Source organism: Sphingobium sp. Leaf26 (assembly GCF_001421665.1).
GTDB lineage: Bacteria > Pseudomonadota > Alphaproteobacteria > Sphingomonadales > Sphingomonadaceae > Sphingobium.
In genome coordinates, this window is sequence record NZ_LMKV01000010.1 from 20,496 (window position 1) to 37,077 (window position 16,582).

General features: G+C 61.9%; 7 protein-coding genes. 5 read left to right on the forward strand and 2 right to left on the reverse strand.

The features are described 5' to 3' along the window. Positions 1-94 precede the first annotated feature (94 nt). The 5 genes from ASE85_RS08735 to ASE85_RS08755 all read left to right on the forward strand — a co-directional run bounded on the left by ASE85_RS08735 (position 95) and on the right by ASE85_RS08755 (position 12,167). Positions 95-832: an ABC transporter ATP-binding protein gene (locus ASE85_RS08735; protein ID WP_056686757.1), complete on the forward strand. Its 738-nt coding sequence runs from the start codon at positions 95-97 to the stop codon at positions 830-832. After that, entirely contained in the window at positions 829-2,271 is a 1,443-nt protein-coding gene (locus tag ASE85_RS08740) for an ABC transporter permease (RefSeq protein WP_056686759.1), read from the forward strand. Before ASE85_RS08735 ends, ASE85_RS08740 begins: the two co-directional genes overlap by 4 nt. After that, a complete protein-coding gene (locus ASE85_RS08745) occupies positions 2,268-3,518 on the forward strand; it encodes an ABC transporter permease (protein ID WP_056686762.1) in 1,251 nt (416 codons plus the stop codon). Before ASE85_RS08740 ends, ASE85_RS08745 begins: the two co-directional genes overlap by 4 nt. Before the next feature lie 354 nt (positions 3,519-3,872). Next, a complete protein-coding gene (asd, locus tag ASE85_RS08750) occupies positions 3,873-4,724 on the forward strand; it encodes an archaetidylserine decarboxylase (RefSeq protein ID WP_056686766.1) in 852 nt (283 codons plus the stop codon). Between the two features lie 477 nt (positions 4,725-5,201). Beyond that, the gene (locus tag ASE85_RS08755; protein ID WP_156358264.1) at positions 5,202-12,167 is read left to right on the forward strand and encodes an autotransporter outer membrane beta-barrel domain-containing protein; all 6,966 of its coding nucleotides are present in this window, start codon (positions 5,202-5,204) and stop codon (positions 12,165-12,167) included. Positions 12,168-12,398: 231 nt separating this feature from the next. Here the strand turns inward: ASE85_RS08755 and ASE85_RS08760 are convergent, their stop codons facing one another. Together ASE85_RS08760 and ASE85_RS08765 are read right to left on the reverse strand one after the other, a co-directional pair. Continuing rightward, a complete protein-coding gene (locus ASE85_RS08760; protein ID WP_056686771.1) occupies positions 12,399-13,322 on the reverse strand; it encodes an alpha/beta hydrolase in 924 nt (307 codons plus the stop codon). Positions 13,323-13,467: 145 nt separating this feature from the next. After that, complete coding sequence (locus ASE85_RS08765; protein WP_056686773.1) at positions 13,468-16,548, reverse strand: alpha-L-rhamnosidase; 3,081 nt, start codon at positions 16,546-16,548, stop codon at positions 13,468-13,470. Between the last annotated feature and the right edge of the window lie 34 nt (positions 16,549-16,582).

Here is a 16,582-nt window from a genome sequence, read left to right on the forward strand (position 1 = left end):
TGACTGCCTCGTCAACATAAATGTTATAACATACCATTGACAAATTGCTGTGCCGCCGAAATGCTCCACGCCAACAGCCAAGGAGCCCATATCCATGTCCCCGACCACCACCGGCCAGCGCATCATCCTGTCCGACGTCAACCTATCCTATGGTAGCCATCAGGTGCTGCGCGGGCTGACCCTGCACGTCGATGCGGGGGAGATTTACGCGCTGCTGGGCGGCAATGGAGCGGGTAAATCAACCACCATGTCGACGCTGCTGGGTTTCGCCCGGCCCGACAGCGGGATCGTTCAGATTGCGGGCTATAATCCGACGGCGGAACCGGACAGGGCGCGGGAACAGATCGCTTATGTACCGGAAAATGTTGCGCTGTATGATCATCTGACGGCGCGGGAAAATACGGTCTATCTACTAGCGCTGGCGGGGCGGCACCCTGCCCCCGACGCCATCGACGGCGCGTTCGAGGCGACGGGATTGCAGGCAGCCGCCTGGGACAAGCGGTTGGGCGGCTTTTCCAAGGGGATGCGGCAAAAGGTCGCGATCGCTATCGCCCTGCTGCGCGAAGTGCCGGCGCTGTTGCTGGACGAACCATCCTCCGGCCTCGACCCGCGCGCCACGGCGGATTTTAACCGGCTCGTCCATGATGTCGCGCGCAAGGGCGCGGCGGTGCTGATGGTAACGCACGACCTGCTGTCGGCGGCCGACATTGCCGACCGTATCGGCTTTCTGGAAGCCGGCCGCATCGTCGATGAAGCATCGGCACAGGGTGACGACCGGTTCGACGTGCGCGAACTGCACCGCAAATTCGCGCGTGAGGTTGCCGCCGCATGAGCACCGTCACCTTGATCGCGAGCGATGAGTTGCGCCTGATGCGGCGCAACCGCGTCGCCGTCGTCGCCTTTGCGCTGCTGGTGCTGCTGACATTGGCCGCTGCGCTCATCAGCTGGGCCCACCAGCAGTCCATTACCGAAACCCGCGCGCGTTTCCAGTCGCAGGCGGCCGAGGAATTTGAGGCGCAGCCTGACCGGCACCCGCACCGGATGGTGCATTTCGGCAATTTCATCTTTCGCCCGCTGGGGCCGCTGGCCACATTCGACTCCGGCGTCGATGCCTTTACAGGCAACAGCATGTTCCTTGAGGGACATCGGCAGAACAGTGCAAATTTCGGCGATGTCCGCCAATCATCGCTGCTGGTCCGCTTCGGCCAGTTGACCCCGGCCTTCGTGTTGCAGGTGATCGCCCCGCTGCTGCTGATCTTCCTTGGCTATGGCGCGGTGGCGCGGGAGCGGGAGCTCGGCTCTCTGCGTCAGATGCTGGCGCAGGGCGTATCGGGCCGCGCGTTGGTGATGGGCAAGCTGCTGGCGCTGGGCGTAGTCGCGGCGCTGGTCGGCCTGCCCACCATGATCGCTTTCCTTCTGATCGCCGGGCAACCGGGCGCGCTGGCCGGACCGATGTTGGTTATCGCACTGGGCTATGCCGCCTATCTGACTTTGTGGGCGATCATCGTCATCCTTGTGTCCGCGCTGGTGCGGCGCGGGCGTGATGCGCTGCTCGCGCTGCTCGCGCTCTGGACCGCGCTGGTCATCCTGCTGCCCCGCGTCGCGCCAGATGTCGCAACGCAGGCCCATGCACTGCCCACCCGTCTGGAAACCGACATCGCAATCGCGCACGACCTTCACAAACTGGGCGACAGCCACAATCCCGACGACCCCTTCTTCAAGGCGTTCAAGGAAAAGACGCTGCGCCAATATGGCGTCACCCGCGTCGAGGATCTGCCGGTCAATTATAAGGGCCTGCTGGGGATGGAGGGCGAAAAGCTGACGTCCGGCCTGTTCGACGATTATGCCGACCGCAGCTTCGCGATACAGGCGGCGCAAAGCCGCATGACCGACGGATTCGGCATCGTCAGCCCCGCCATTTCGCTCCGACAATTGTCGATGGCGGCGGCAGGCACCGACCTTGCGGGCCATCGCCGTTTCATGACGCAGGCCGAAGCCTATCGTTACGACATGGTGCAGCGGCTGAACAGGTTGCAGGCCGATTCAGTCAGCTATGCCAATGACACCGCGGGCGATGTAGGCGCCGACCAGCGCAAGCGTATTTCCGCCGGCCATTGGCACGACATCCCGCAATTCCGTTTCCAGCCTGCCAGCGCCGCCGATCTGGTGAAGGCCAGCCTACCCGGCCTTAGCCTGCTGCTCGCCTGGCTGATCATCGCCGCGCTGGCGCTTCTGCCCGTCGCCCGCCATCTTCAGAAAGCCCGTCCATGACCCTGATCGCCCACGAACTGCGCCTGCTGCTGCGTGTCCGCATGGCAGTACTGACGCTGCTGCTGGTCGCTTTGCTCTCCATCGCTGCAGTGGTGGCAGGCATGGCCGAAGTCGCCCGCCAGCGCGATGTCATCGCCCGTATCCAGCCCAAACAGGCGCAGGATATTGCCAGCATCGCGGCATGGGTGGACAAATCGAAGGACGCAGGCAGCGCCGCCTATTACAGCTTCCATGCGACATGGGATGCGCCCGCGCCACTGGCCTTCGCCGCGCTCGGCCTGCGCGATGTCGCGCCCTATATATTGCGGGTTCGCTCGCTGGGGCTGGAGGCGCAGCTCTATGACGGAGAAGCCTTCAATCCCGAACTGGCCCTCCCCGGGCGTTTCGATTTCGCCTTCGTGCTGGTCTATCTGACCCCGCTATTCGTGATCGCCCTGTTCCACGATCTGGTGTCGGGCGAGCGGGAAGCGGGCCGCCTGCGAATGCTGGACGCGATCGCCGGATCGGGGCGCCATCTGTGGGCGCGCCGGGTGCTGCTGCGCGGGGGACTGCTGTTCGCGGCGCTGGCTGTGCCACTGGCGATCGGGGCGATTCTGTCGCATGTGACGGGCCTGGCCTTGTTGGCGGTGCTGAGCCTTATCGCCTTGTATCTTGCCTTCTGGATCAGCTTGACGTTGCTGATCGGGCGTCTGCGTTGGACTTCGGTCGCCAATGCGGCAACGCTGGCGGGCCTGTGGCTGGTGCTGACGCTGATCCTGCCCACGGTCGCCCATGTCGCGATCAATCAGGCGATCCCGGTCGGCCAGGGCGTCGAACTGACGCTCGCCCAGCGCGAAGCTGTGAACCGCGCCTGGGACATTCCGCGCGAGGACACGATGCGCGCCTTCTACGCGAACCATCCCGAATGGAAGGACAGTCCGCCGCTGAACGCCGCCTTCCACTATAAATGGTATCTCGCCTTCCACCAGCTCGGTGACGAAAGCGTCGCGGGCAAGGTCGCGGCCTACCGCCATGGCATAGAGACGCGTGATGCGGCCGCTCACGATATCGGCTGGCTTTTGCCGTCCGTTGGCGTGCAATCGGTCCTCGCCCGCCTGGCCAACACGGACATGCAGGCCCAGCTTGCCTATCAGGACCGCATCCGCGCCTTCCACAAGCAATTGCGCAACTTCTATTATGGCTATCTTTTCACCGACAAGCCCTTCGGCAAGGTGGACTTCGACAAGGCGCCCATGTTTGCGGGCTGATAGTCGCGATCCGCCAAGCCTTACGCGGATCGCACATCCATTATCGGCAGCTTTGGAACTCACGGCCGTAGTGGGATAGTTATCCGCTTCGAAACTTTGGCAATGTGCGCACTAAAACCAAACGATACGGGAACGGCGGATTTCAGAAAAAGTCCGGCGCCACTCGAAAGTCTTGAACGGAACGCGAAGCGGCTATCTCCGGTACCGACCCGTCAGAGACGTTCATCGGTCAAAATTCTGTCGCCAAGTGCAGACGTTCCGCGTAGGTGGTAGAGCGTATCGCCGGTTAACCGCGAGGTGTCGGAGCACTTTGAGACCGAAAAATGAACTGCGGTCGCTATTTCGAGGTTCACCTTGTCCGAACGCTTGCAAGTTCTGCTGCAACATCTCCTTCCCAAGCAAGCCCTAACCAGTCTCGCTGGCAGCATCGCAGGCGCAAACGCCGGTTCGGTCACCACCCGATTGATCCGCTGGTTCGTCAAAAGATATGGCGTGGACATGTCCGAAGCCGACAATCCGGACATAGCGAGCTATAAAAACTTCAATGACTTTTTCACCCGTCCGCTCAGGATCGGCGCACGCCCGTTGGCCCGTGCCGATTTCATATGCCCGGTGGACGGCGCGATCAGTCAATTCGGTGCCATCGACGACCATCACATCCTCCAGGCCAAAGGGCATAGCTTTACCACTGCGGAATTGGTCGGCGGCGATTGCGAGCTGGCGGCCAAGTTCCGCCACGGCAGTTTCGCTAACCTGTATCTCTCGCCAAGGGACTACCACCGTCTGCACATGCCCTGTGATGGCATATTGACGCGCATGATCTATGTGCCGGGTGCTCTTTTCTCGGTCAATCCGGTCACCGCACGGGGCGTGCCCAATCTGTTTGCGCGCAATGAGCGAGTGGTTTGCGTCTTTGAATCGTCGGAACATGGCCCGTTCGTAATGGTACTGGTTGGAGCTACCATCGTTGGTAGCATTGCAACGACATGGCACGGCGTGGTTAATCCGAAACATATTAAAAGGCCGTCCGAGTGGACGTATCCTGACCAGCGTATCCGCTTCAAGCAGGGTGAAGAAATGGGTCGCTTCCTGCTCGGCTCGACCATCGTGATGCTTTTCAGACAAAGCGGCATTGCCTTCAATGAAGAGTGGGCACCGGAACGACCTGTGCGGCTCGGCGAGATGATGGGGAACCAGGAAAAATGAAGCGCTTGTCGATCGCATCGCGTCGATTTCGACCCATATCGGTCTTCAAAGGGTAGGTACTGATTCTCACAACCGGACGTTTCGATCCTTTCGCAGGACGATGATATTTTCCGTCGGCGATTTCGCATCGATTTTAATCAGGACCATGCTTCCTGCTTTCCCTGTTCCTGCATGGCCTCGATAACCAACCGAACCGCAGCTATTGCCGCCGATCCGTGCCTTGCCCGACACCAGATCCCGTAACAAAGGATTCGTAATTGGGAAGTGGACTGATGGAATTTATAGATGTCGATCGTATTTCTGCATCATTTTTGCCATCATCGTCCACATCATCAGATTCTGCTCGAAAACTCCTTCCGTTATCTTTGACAATTTTGGAATTCACGTCTCGACAAACAAGAATAGGCCAGCGATAGCGCTTATGTGGATTAAATTTCAATGCTATATTTGCGCGACGTTATGGATGGGGGAGTTCGCATGATAGGTCGACAAACATTGCGGATTGGCGCCTCGTTGCTCGCACTTTCCACCTCCGCAGGGGCGTGGGCAGCATGCGCACCGGACGCATCGACATATGGAGTACAGGTCCATTGTACCGACCAAGATGACGACGGCCTGACTATTGCAGCCGATCTGGTCACCATCCGGGTAGCCGCCGACGCCCTAATCGCTGACCGCCCCGATGGCGTTGGCAGCATCGTCTTTCAGAATGGCGATGCGCGCGCATTGGCATCGCTGTTCAACGCAGGTTCGATCATTTCCGATCGTGGTGGCGCGATCGTAGGGTTGCAGACGTCCGGCCTGATCGGCTTTGGCGCGCTGGTCAATGATGCGACCGGCCGGATCATCGGCGCCAACGGCGCGATCGGTGTGGTGGTCGATCAATTGCAAAACGCCGGACTGATCGATGGCGGCAGTGGCAGCGCCTATGGTTTCGCCCCGACAGAGGGCACCTATATCTTCCCATCCACGATCATCAACAGTGGTGTGATCCGCAACAACAGCGGTGTCGCAACACTGAACCCTGGTTTTGGCAGTTTCGGCATCGCCAATAGCGGCCAGATCATCAACATGGGCAGCGGTTTGGTATATGATGCCAAAGGGGAAACGCTGAGTCTGAACAATGCGGCGGGTGGACTTGTCAGCACGACTGGCCCCGTCGCGCTGCGCAGCGATTTTCAAGTGAGCATTCGCAACGCAGGCATCATCAAGGGGTCGATCATCGGGGGTAACGGATTTGGGGATGAAATCGATACCAGCCTAGGCACGATCGACGGCGATGTCCTGCTGAACGACGGCGACGACATTTTGACCGCAGCACTGGGCATCGGTCGCTGGACAGGGAATATCAGCGGTACGGCCGATGGAGGCGCTGGGATGGACATCCTCGCTCTGGCGGTACTCGATGACAATAGCGTTACCCAAACGAACCTTCCCGCCGGATTTGAGCGCATCCAGTTGAACCTGGCGAACGACGCCGTCCTGACGCTTGGCGCCAATCGGGCGCCGGCTGGCGGCTATGCCGTCCGAGGTGTAGGGACGCTCGTGATGGGCACCGACCTGACCCAAGACGGTCCGGTCATCACCGGATCCGCTATTCAGCGCAATTATGGCGAAGAGGGCCTGACCTTTATCAATAGTCATGCGCTTCAGGGCAGCCTTACTGTCAATTATGAAGCGGCGGTTAGCCTGTCTGGCCTCAATTCGGTCGTCAATTCCGGGCTGATCAAAGGCGTTGGCGGTCGCGGCGCGAACTTTGTGTTGCAGGGCGAGGGATCCGTGACCAATAGCGGGACGATCGAGGGGGACGATCAAGGCCTCAGCCTGTCCGGTAGCCTGATCAACAGCGGCACGATAAGATCGCTCGGCGATATCGGCCTGGTCAACGATCTGGGCGGGGGTGTCGTTCGTGGCAAGACATCGATCAACAGCGGCTTGATAGAGGGCCGGACCAATGGGGCTGTGATATCGTCCATCATTCTGGTCAACAGCGGGACCATAAGCGGGAGCGAAAGCTACGGCGTCTGGCTTAGCGGGACCACAACGCTCGACAATAGAGCAGGCGGCGTGATCAGCGGCAACGGGACCGCCATCGCGGGCAGCTATGACGCCCATGTGCTCAACGCCGGCACGATCCATGGGGATGTCGACCTGCGCCAACCTTATGGAGAAGCCAACCTGTTCGTCGATCGGGGCGGCATCGTGAACGGCAACCTATGGTTGGGCGACGGCGACGGTTATTATGTGGCCGATCTGGCGCGGGGACTGGCGGGCGTGAACGGCCTGGTGAACCCAGGCGAGGGCCGCGACACACTGCGCTTCATGGTCGGTTCAGATGGCACAGCCAGCCTGGGGTCAGCCGGGACATTCGAGGTTCTGGAGTACGAACTGGAAAATGGTGTCGCCTTGTCGCTCAGCGGCATTGGCGCCACGAGCTTGGGTTTCGCAGGAACGGGCACGGTCACGCTCGATGCTGACCTTATGGCGGCGCCTGATGCTGATGCCGTATTGACCATCGGTACGCCCGCGCTGGCCAGGTTGCTTGATCCCACGACGCCCGTGACAGGGCTGTTATCGCTCGTCAGTCGCGGCACCCTCACCCTGGCGGCCAATCCGTCCATTCAGGCGGGGGTGGTCCTGTCCGGGTCGACCGGCTATTCCTACTGGCCAGACGATCGCGATGTGCGGTTTGAAAATGCCGGAACGATCAATACGGTCGGCACGACCGCCATCTCCGGCTGGGGCGATATCACAAACAGCGGTAGGATTGCGGTCGATCAGGCAATCGCAATCTACAGCCGCCAAGGTGACGTCCGCAACAGTGGCGTCATCCAGCAACTGGCGGGGGGCAGCGGCTCGCGCGGAATCTATGCGTCGGGACATGTCGTCAACAGCGGCACTGTCGATACCGACGGGACGGCGATCATGCTGGGCGACTCCTCGGGAAGCCTCGACAATTCCGGCCTGTTGCGCAGTGCGACCGACCCTACGATCATGGGCTATGCCTATGCCTCGATCGAAAACCGGGTAGGCGGACGTATAGAAACCGGAGCGAGCGGGGTTGCAATCGACCTCAGCTATGGCTCTGGCGGCGCCGTGAACAATGCCGGCGTCATCGTTGGCGACATCATCTTCGCCGGGCAATATTATTCCGGCTGGTCCAGCAGCTATGTCGGTAGCGGGACGGTCGATGGCGATATAATGTTCGGTGCAGGAAACGACATTTTCCTGCAAATGGGCGATGACAACGGCGTGACCGGGCGGATAGACGGCGGAGACGGCGACGACCTCTATGCCATCCTCTATCAGACCGATACGACCGTTGCGCTTGGCGGTCGTCCGGCTCTCGGCTTCGAACGGGATTATATCGGCGCGGCAAAGGACGTGACCGTCACGATCGAAGCGGGTGCCACTGCGTCCAAGCCAACCTTCGTTGGCGGCGAGGGGAGCGTCGTCAATCTCGCCACGCTTGACGGAGCAGTGACCAACGACGTCTCCTACTATTTCTACGGGGCGCTGGTGCCGGAACTGCCGCGTACCATCAACAGCTTCATCAATCGCGGCGTGCTCAACGACGGGCTTGGACTGAATGCGAACATGATCGTCAACGATGGTACGATCAGGGTAAAGACTGCGGGATACGGCTCCAGCTTCAGCCAATATGCCTATGAGGGCGCGTTTAGTTTCGTCAATCATGGCCGCGTGCTGCAATCCCCTTATGGCAATGCCGTTAGCCTGACCGGTTCAGGCGTTTCAGACTTTTACGTCGATAATAGCGGCCTGATTGATGGCGGCATGGACATAACCGCTGTGCTCGATGCGACGGCGAACGGCGAAGTGGCCATTCTCAACAGCGGCACGATACGCGCCGGCCTGGAATCGGCGCTGGCCGTCGACAATATCAATTTCACGACCTTCAGCGGCGGCCGATACAGCCTGATCAACAGCGGCCTGATCGAAGCCGATGCTCAGGCGGGTGCTGCTGTCCAATTCTCGTTCGACTATGTGGGAGCGGATGTCGCTGCGGTCATCAACAATGACGGCACCATCCGCAACAGCGGCTCAGGCAGCCGCGAATTCTATTATGATTATTGGAGCGGAGAAGATGTAGCACTGACCCATGCCGCATCCACAATCCTGCTCCATGGCAATGGCACGACCGCGCTGACATTGACGAACGCGGCCAGTGGAACGATCGAGGCGACCGGCGACCTGTCCACAGCGATAATGGTGACCAATGCCGCACTGACGCTGGACAATGTCGGCACGATCAGCGGCGGCGCGGGCACCGTCCTGGCCGACACCGACCAACGGGCCCTATCACTTGGCAATCCCTATCTTGCCGGGGCGATCCAGACCGTTGGCAGTGCGACTGACAGCATCACCAACAGCGGCACCATCATCGGATCGATCGACCTTGGCTTTGGCGATGACGCGATCGTCAATCGCGGCACGATCATCGGCGATGTCTATCTGCGCGATGGCGATGACAGCTTTACCCAATTGGCCAGTGCGATCTTTCAGGGCACGGCCGATGGCGGAGCGGGGATCGACAGCTTTATCGTCGACGCAACCGGCGGCGGGGCTGTGAACGGCGACCAGTTCGTCAATTTCGAGCGCTTCTTCCAGATCGGCGAGGGCAATGTTAGCTATTCGGGCGACTTCAGCTTCGACACGATCGGCCTGGATGGCGGGACCATCACCGTGGCGATGGGGGAGACGTTGAGCAGCGACGGCGCCATCACCATTACCGGGGGGGCAGGCAATGACACTGTCCTCAACGCGGGCACGATAGGTGGGGGCATCGCCCTGGCCGGCGGCGGTGACACTATCGTCAACGGCGGCACTATCGGAGGTCCGGTTTCGCTCGGCGCAGATGATGACGGTTTTACCGAGCAGGCCGGCAGCAGCGTCGCCGGGCTAGTTGATGGCGGCAGCGGAACCGACCTCTATCGCGTCATATTGGCGGGCGACCGCAGTGGTGTTGGCGCGCAGACCGGCTTTGAACAGCTGTCAGTGGAAGGCCAGGGCACGCTGACCTTGGGCCTTGGTCAGGGCTATGAATTGATCAGTCTTGTCGGCACGAACCTCAATCTCACCACCAACGGCCAGTTTGTCGGTCAGATCCTAGGCGACGACGGGTCGCGGCAGTTGCGCCTAACCGGCGACGCCAGCAGCGTGCAACTGGGCGACGGCGCTGACGCGCTGCGCTTCGGCCTGACGCGCGCAGCGGGCACCTATGATGGCGGCGCTGGCAGCGACAGCCTGGCCTTCACGGCGCAGGGGGCGGTTACGCTGGCTGGCACCGTAAAGGGTTTCGAGACCGTATCGCTGGCAGGCGGCAGCCTGAACGTAACTGGTCAGCTCGGCAGCGTCGATGGCGCGCTGCGCTTTGGCGACATGGGCGAACATCTCGACATCGCATCAGGCGGTCGCCTGCTGGGCCGGGTCGACATGGGCGACGGCGACGATGTCGTGCGCCTCGCCGATGGCGCCTTGTGGCAGGGCATCGTGTCGGGTGGCGCGGGTCATGATAGCCTGTCGCTCGCACTGACCAACGCGCAAAAGCTGGACGGCAATAGTCTTAATGGCTTCGAGTCGCTCGTGGCGCAGGGCACCGCTACGCTGACTCTGGTCAATGGCTTCACCTTGCAGAGCCTGAGCGCGCAGGGCGACCTGACGTTGGCGAACGGCTCCTCGCTGACGACAGAAAGCCTGACGTTGGGTAGCGGTGACAATCGCTTCACCATCAATGGCCTGTTTGCAGGTGCGGTGGATGGCGGCGCAGGCAGCAACCATATCCTGCTCAATGCCGGCAGCGCCGCTGCGCCGGTCCGCTTTGCTGCGGTCAGCAACATCGCCGGGCTGGATATCAGCAGCGGTTATGCGACTGTCTCCGGCAATGCTGCTTTCGGCCGGATCGATATGGACGGTGGGCGTCTGGTCGGTCTCGCCGGTTCGATCATTCATAGTGAGAGCATCATGGTGCGTCAGGGCGCGACCTTCGGATCAGCCGGCACCGTGGTCGGCGACATCAACGTAGCCGGCACGCTGAGCCCCGGCGCTTCGTCCGCTGTGATGACGGTCACTGGCAATGTCGCGCTCTCAGGCGGATCGACCACTTTGATGGAGATCACGCCGACCCTGTCCGATCAACTCGTTGTCTCCGGCACGCTGACGATCGCCCAGGGGGCCAATCTGGTGCTCACCGCCGACCAGCAGGTGAAACCCGGCACCACACTTGACCTCATCGTTGCATATGGCGGCATCTCGGGCAGCTATGGCAGCGTCGTAAAGCCGGACAATCTGTTCGGCTTCATTGTCCAGGATGAAGATCGCATTCGCCTGCTCGGCCAATTCTTCAACAATGTCAGCTTCTCGTCGCAGGTGCAGCGCGCTATCGATTATACCAACGCGTTGATCGCGGCTGGCACCGCCAGCGACGGCCTGATCGATGCTCTGCCTGCGTTGGCGACCGTATCGGGCGCATCCAACACCGCAGCTTTCGCGCGCCTGACCGCAGAACCTTATGCCTCTGCGACACAGATGGGTGTCGAAAACGGCCTGGCGATTGCCAACGCTACGCGCAGCATCGCCCGTCTCTCGGCCCAAGACGCTCCGCAAGCTTTCAGCATCGGGCAGTATCTTGGCGGGCTTGGGCGGATCGCGGCCGACGACCGCGCCGGCCTTTCAGCAAGCCGTTCGCGCAGCTACGGATTGCTCGGTGGCCTCGGCATCGGCACCGACCGCTGGTCGATCGCTGGCTTCGGCGGCTATCTCGACTCGCGGCAGACGTTGCATAAGCTGGGGTCGCAGACCGATGCCGATGGTTGGTTTGCAGGGGTCGCCGTCAGCCACGCGCTGGGCGCGCTGAGGTTCGATGGCACGCTGGCCTATCACCAGATCGATGCCGACACCGATCGCCTGACGCCCGATGGCGGCAAGGCCCATGGCCGCTTCCGCCTCAAGAACTGGATCGGCGATGCGTCGCTTTCCTATGAGGCGGCGCTGGGCCGCGACTGGGCGGCGCGCCCGGACATCGGCTTGACCTATGTTGCGACCACCCGCACGGGCGTTGACGAAGACGCAAGCATCGTCTGGGCGCTTGATGTCGCCAAGGACAAGCATGACGCCCTGTTGATCGACGGCGGCGTCGCCTTTGAGCGCAGCCGCGCTTCCCATGCCAGCTTCCGCCCGTTCGTGCGACTGGGGGTACAATATCAGCTGCAAGGCCGAAGCGTCGAGGCAATGGCTGGCTTCGTGGGCGCGGATCAGAACCTTCTGGCGCTCGGCGCGCGTCGCGGCAGATTGGTTGGCAGCGTAAGCGGCGGCGCGGAAATGCGTTTAGGTTCCGCCCTCTCGCTCTTCGCCAATGCCTCACAGACCTTTAACCAAGATGATCGCCGCGCCTCTGCCAATGTCGGGGTAAAGTTCGTTTTTTAGGATATAATGTTTTCGCATTACGGCTCTGGGAGTTTATCAGTTTAATGCGTCATCCTAACCAGATGCATCTCGGGTGAGAAGAGCAGGGTTGGCTTGCGACCATTTTAAGTCGTTCTGGAGCCGTGACGTCAAAGTCTGCTTCTGACGAAAGCTGCCGTTGGCCTACAACCCGCGTTCTCGCTTGCGCGTCAGCCTACCGGTGGCAGGATCGTTGCTACCCGTTATCGCAGATCAAGGCGTGGGTGAGGGCCGGTCCTGCATGTCGAGCCAAGTAAGAAGCTCGCTCATGATGAGCGACGTGGTGGAGCCCGGAAAGCCCATGCCGAAGCCATGACCGCCCGCCTGATAGGCGTGCAGTTCAACCGCCTTGCCCGCGCGATGCCACGCCTGGGTGAGCGGAAAGCCCCCCGTCGGAAAGAGAGGGTCGTCAAAGGCGATCGCGGCGAACATCGGCGGCGCATCGGCCGGCACGTCGATAGCGGCCTGGGGACCATAGACATAAGCAAGATAGTCAGGCCCCTCGCCCGGCGGTGCGGAGAGCACCGTATTCAGGGACAGCATCGCACCAGCGGAAAAGCCCAGCATCCCGACTTTTTTGGGATCGATATGATAGTCGCGCGCATGGGCGCGCACGAAGCGCAGGGCGGCCAGACCGTCCTGGGTCGCGTCCTGGTTCTGGAGCGTCGGCATCTTGCCATCACCCAAAAGGCCGGCGTTCATTTTCGCAAGTATATAGGGCCCAGCCTCATGCTCCGCTTTGGGGGTGGGCAGCAGCCGATATTTGAGCACGAACGCGGCATAGCCCTGGTCGGCAAGAGTCTTTGCGACATTCCAGCCTTCCCACCCCAGGGATAGCATCATGAAGGCGCCGCCCGGCGTCACGATGATCGCCTTGCCGTTGGCTTTGGCGGGGTCGGGCAGAACCGGCGTGATCGTCGGCTGCGTCACGTTCCTGACGACATAATTGCCCATGATCTTGGCCCAGACCTCAGACGATGCCTTGCCGCGCGCAGAGTCAAGAAGGATAGCATCAGGTTCGCTCGGCGCCACCGCAGACACTGCCGGGGGCATGCTAGTGGGCTGCGCCGCCAGTTCTGCTTCGCTTTCGATGATCGCAAGCGTCAGTAGCAAAGCTGCAAGTCTGTATGTCGTCATTTTTGTTCTCCTCGGCTGCAAGCCAGTTCGAAATAATGGAAAGTCAGACCTTAAAAGTCGAACGCCGCGCTCACGCGTCCCTGATGGATGAGAGCCGATTGGCGGGATGGTCCACTTGTCTTTTCATAAACCGGGAAGGCTATTCTCAGAAGCTGAGCCTGTGCTTGCCGGGACCGACCGTTCGGCTATCCTGGGCGAAGATAACTTCCGCGGAAGAATTGGGTGGAACGGTCAATGCCAGTTGCGCGCGCCCGTCTCGATAGGACCATTGCGTCTCGATGCGCCCCCTGACGCTGTCCACGCGGGCGCCGAATTGGGCGATGCGACTGTCGAGCACCGGGGCGATGCGGAATTTCGCAAAGCCCGGTTCGATCGGATCGATGCCGGCGACACGGCGGTAAAGAAATCCGCAGACCGCGCCGAGCGCATAATGGTTGAACGAGTTCATCGCCACGTCGCCCGTGTCGCCGTTCCATCGCTCCCAGATCGTCGTCGCGCCGCGCTTGACCATATAGCCCCATGAGGGGAAATCGGTGCGCAACAACAGATCCCAGGCAAGCCCGGTTTCGCCGACATCGGCCAGCGCGTCCAGCGCCAGGGGAGTGCCAAGAAAGCCGGTCGATAGCAAAGTGCCGCGCCGGCGGATGTCCGCCGCGAGCAGAGCGCCCGCCTTGGCGCGTAAGGCGTCGGGAACGAGGCCCAGGCGCAATGCCAGGATATAGCTGCAATGGCTGCCGTTGCCGACGGCGCCGTCGGCCTTGACGAAGGCTTTGGCGAAGGCGTCGCGCACGCGGGCGTGTTGCGCGTGCCATCGGGCGGCGTCGGCGGTACGGCCTGTCCATGCCGCCATCTGTGCGACTTGATCCAGCGACCGCGCAAGCATGGCCGTAGCGATCAACGCTTTGGGTGTCGTCTCGTCCATCGGTGACTTGGCATCGAGCGCCAGCCAATCGCCAAGGTCTGCACCCCGCTTGTTATTCCACAGCCCGTCGGGATTGGCCGACACTATGCCTCCGACATAGGCCGTCATCGCATCCCAATTCTCATCGACCACCGTGCGATCGCCGCTGTGAAGATAGGCGGTATAGGGCAGCATCACGCCGGCATCGGCCCAACCCGGCGTGGCACTGTCGGTCCCCCAACCCAGCCCCTCTGGCGAAGGCGCCCAGAGGGGATAGGCGCCGTTCGCGCCCTGCGCCGCGCGCAGGATGCGGCTGTAGGACCGCGTGAAGGCGCCGACATCCATATTGAAGCTCGCCGCGTCCCAGAATATCTGCGCGTCGCCGGACCAGCCCAGCCGCTCGTCGCGCTGGGGGCAATCGGTGGGGATGCCCATGAAGTTGGAGCGCTGGCTCCATAGCGTGTTGAGCCACAGTTTCTGGACGGTCGGGGCGTCAATTCGGAACATGCCGGTTTCCGGCATCGCGCTGGAAAGCTGGATGCCCGCGATCATATCGTTCGTCAGGGCGGGGACGCCATCCACTTCCGCATAGCGAAAGCCCTGATAGCTGAATACCGGTTCGAGCGTTTCGACATCGGCCGTTCCGCTGAGCTGGTATCGATCCTCGGCGCGCGCAGCGCGCAGGTTGCTGCGGTCCAGTTCGCCCGCTGGAGACAGGATTTCCGCATGTCGGACACGGACCAGTTGCCCGGCTTCGCCCTTGATCCGCAACAGGACGCGGCCAGCGAAATTCTGGCCGAAATCCACGATATGGCGCGACGTGCCCATCCTGCGAATGGATAGGGGGGCCAATGACCTGGTCGCGCGGACAGGGTCTGCGAGCGCGGCGACGCACGGTGCGGTCGGCGCGGGGGCATGCCAGACGCGATCCCAGCGCGCATCGTCGAACCCCGGCTGGTTCCAGCCTGTCGGCCACAGGCGCAGATCCTGATCCTCGCCGGCATAGATTTCGGACATCAACACGGGCGCGCGGAAGTGGCGCCAGTCTTCATCGGTCGTGACATGCTCGATCCGCCCGTCGCGCCGCGTGATTTCCAGCATCAATCGCAGGCGGCGCGGTGCATCGCCAAAGGCATAGCGGCCATTGGGAGCCTGATAGCTGGCATAATAGCCGTCGCCCACCATCGCCCCGATGACATTGTCGTCCTCCTGCACCAGCGACGTGACGTCATGCACGCGATAGGGGATGTGGGCGGCGTAATTGGCCGGTTCGCCCTGCAATTCATCCTCATCGACCCGGCGGCCGTTGAGCCACAGCCGATAGCCGCCCAGAGCCGCGACATAGATGCGCGCGCGGGTGATGGCGCCCTTGCTGGCAAAGGCGCGTCGCAGCAACCGCGCTGGCGTGGGCGGCCACGGAAAGACCGGTTGTTTATCGAGGGGTTTGGCGGGCACCCAGTCGCCCTCGTCCCCCATTCGGGTTTCCCAGCCGCTGGTGATCCGCCTGGTCGCGCCCGCTGCTCTGTCAAACCGGATCTGCGCGGCAAGCGACACGAAGGGTTTGACGAAAAAGCCCGGTGTCGGCGCCATATCGACGCGTAGAACATGGTCGCCGGCGCTGAGCCGCAGCGACACGCGCGTCGCCGGTGCGCCGCCAAAGGCGTTGGGATCGCGTGTCGGCAAAGCGATAGGCGCGCCATCCAGCATCAGCCGCGACATCACGCCATCACCGTGGATCGTCAGCAGCGCTTCACCGGTGCCGCTGCGAAAGGCGAGGCGGAACGACCGTGGCGCAGCGGGAGAGGGGGCTGCGCCGCCGACCCATTGCGCCCCTGCGACGCGATCGTCGCGTTCGGTTGCGTCCTCGACCGCCAGCCAGTCGCCCAACCAGTCGCCCGGCTCCAGCAGGCCCATGTCCCAAGTGGCGGGTGCGCTCCAGCAGGGCTTGCCGGCCTGATCCCATATCTGGACCTTCCAATGGCAGGTCTGGCCCGAACGCAATGGCGATCCGGCGTAGAGGATGCCGTTGCAATCGGCGCTTTCCGTCCGCCCGCTATCCCACAGGTCGCCGCGGTCCTGCGCCAATGTCGCTGCGCTGGAGGCGACCAGCACGCGATAGCCCGCCTGCATCGTCCCTTTCCCACCCTCGATGCGCCAGGACAGCGCCGGTTGCCGGTCGCCGATTCCGATCGGCGCGTCACGCATTGCGGTGCGCAGGCCAGTGACCGCCGCAGACGTCGCCGCGTCGGCCGCCATGGCGTGCGGCGCGCCCCATCCAACGATGGCGCCTGTGGCCAGGAAGGAGCGGCGATTAAGAGCGGGCATGGGAGAAGTCCTTGGCCAGACGAGAGGAAGTGGA

Excerpts from the sequence above, each read along its gene's own strand:
- ASE85_RS08735 (WP_056686757.1), top strand. The coding sequence starts at position 95 with ATGTCCCCGACCACCACCGGCCAGCGCATCATCCTGTCCGACGTCAAC.
- ASE85_RS08740 (WP_056686759.1), top strand. The coding sequence starts at position 829 with ATGAGCACCGTCACCTTGATCGCGAGCGATGAGTTGCGCCTGATGCGG.
- ASE85_RS08745 (WP_056686762.1), top strand. The coding sequence starts at position 2,268 with ATGACCCTGATCGCCCACGAACTGCGCCTGCTGCTGCGTGTCCGCATG.
- ASE85_RS08755 (WP_156358264.1), top strand. The coding sequence starts at position 5,202 with ATGATAGGTCGACAAACATTGCGGATTGGCGCCTCGTTGCTCGCACTT.
- ASE85_RS08760 (WP_056686771.1), bottom strand. The coding sequence starts at position 13,322 with ATGACGACATACAGACTTGCAGCTTTGCTACTGACGCTTGCGATCATC.
- ASE85_RS08765 (WP_056686773.1), bottom strand. The coding sequence starts at position 16,548 with ATGCCCGCTCTTAATCGCCGCTCCTTCCTGGCCACAGGCGCCATCGTT.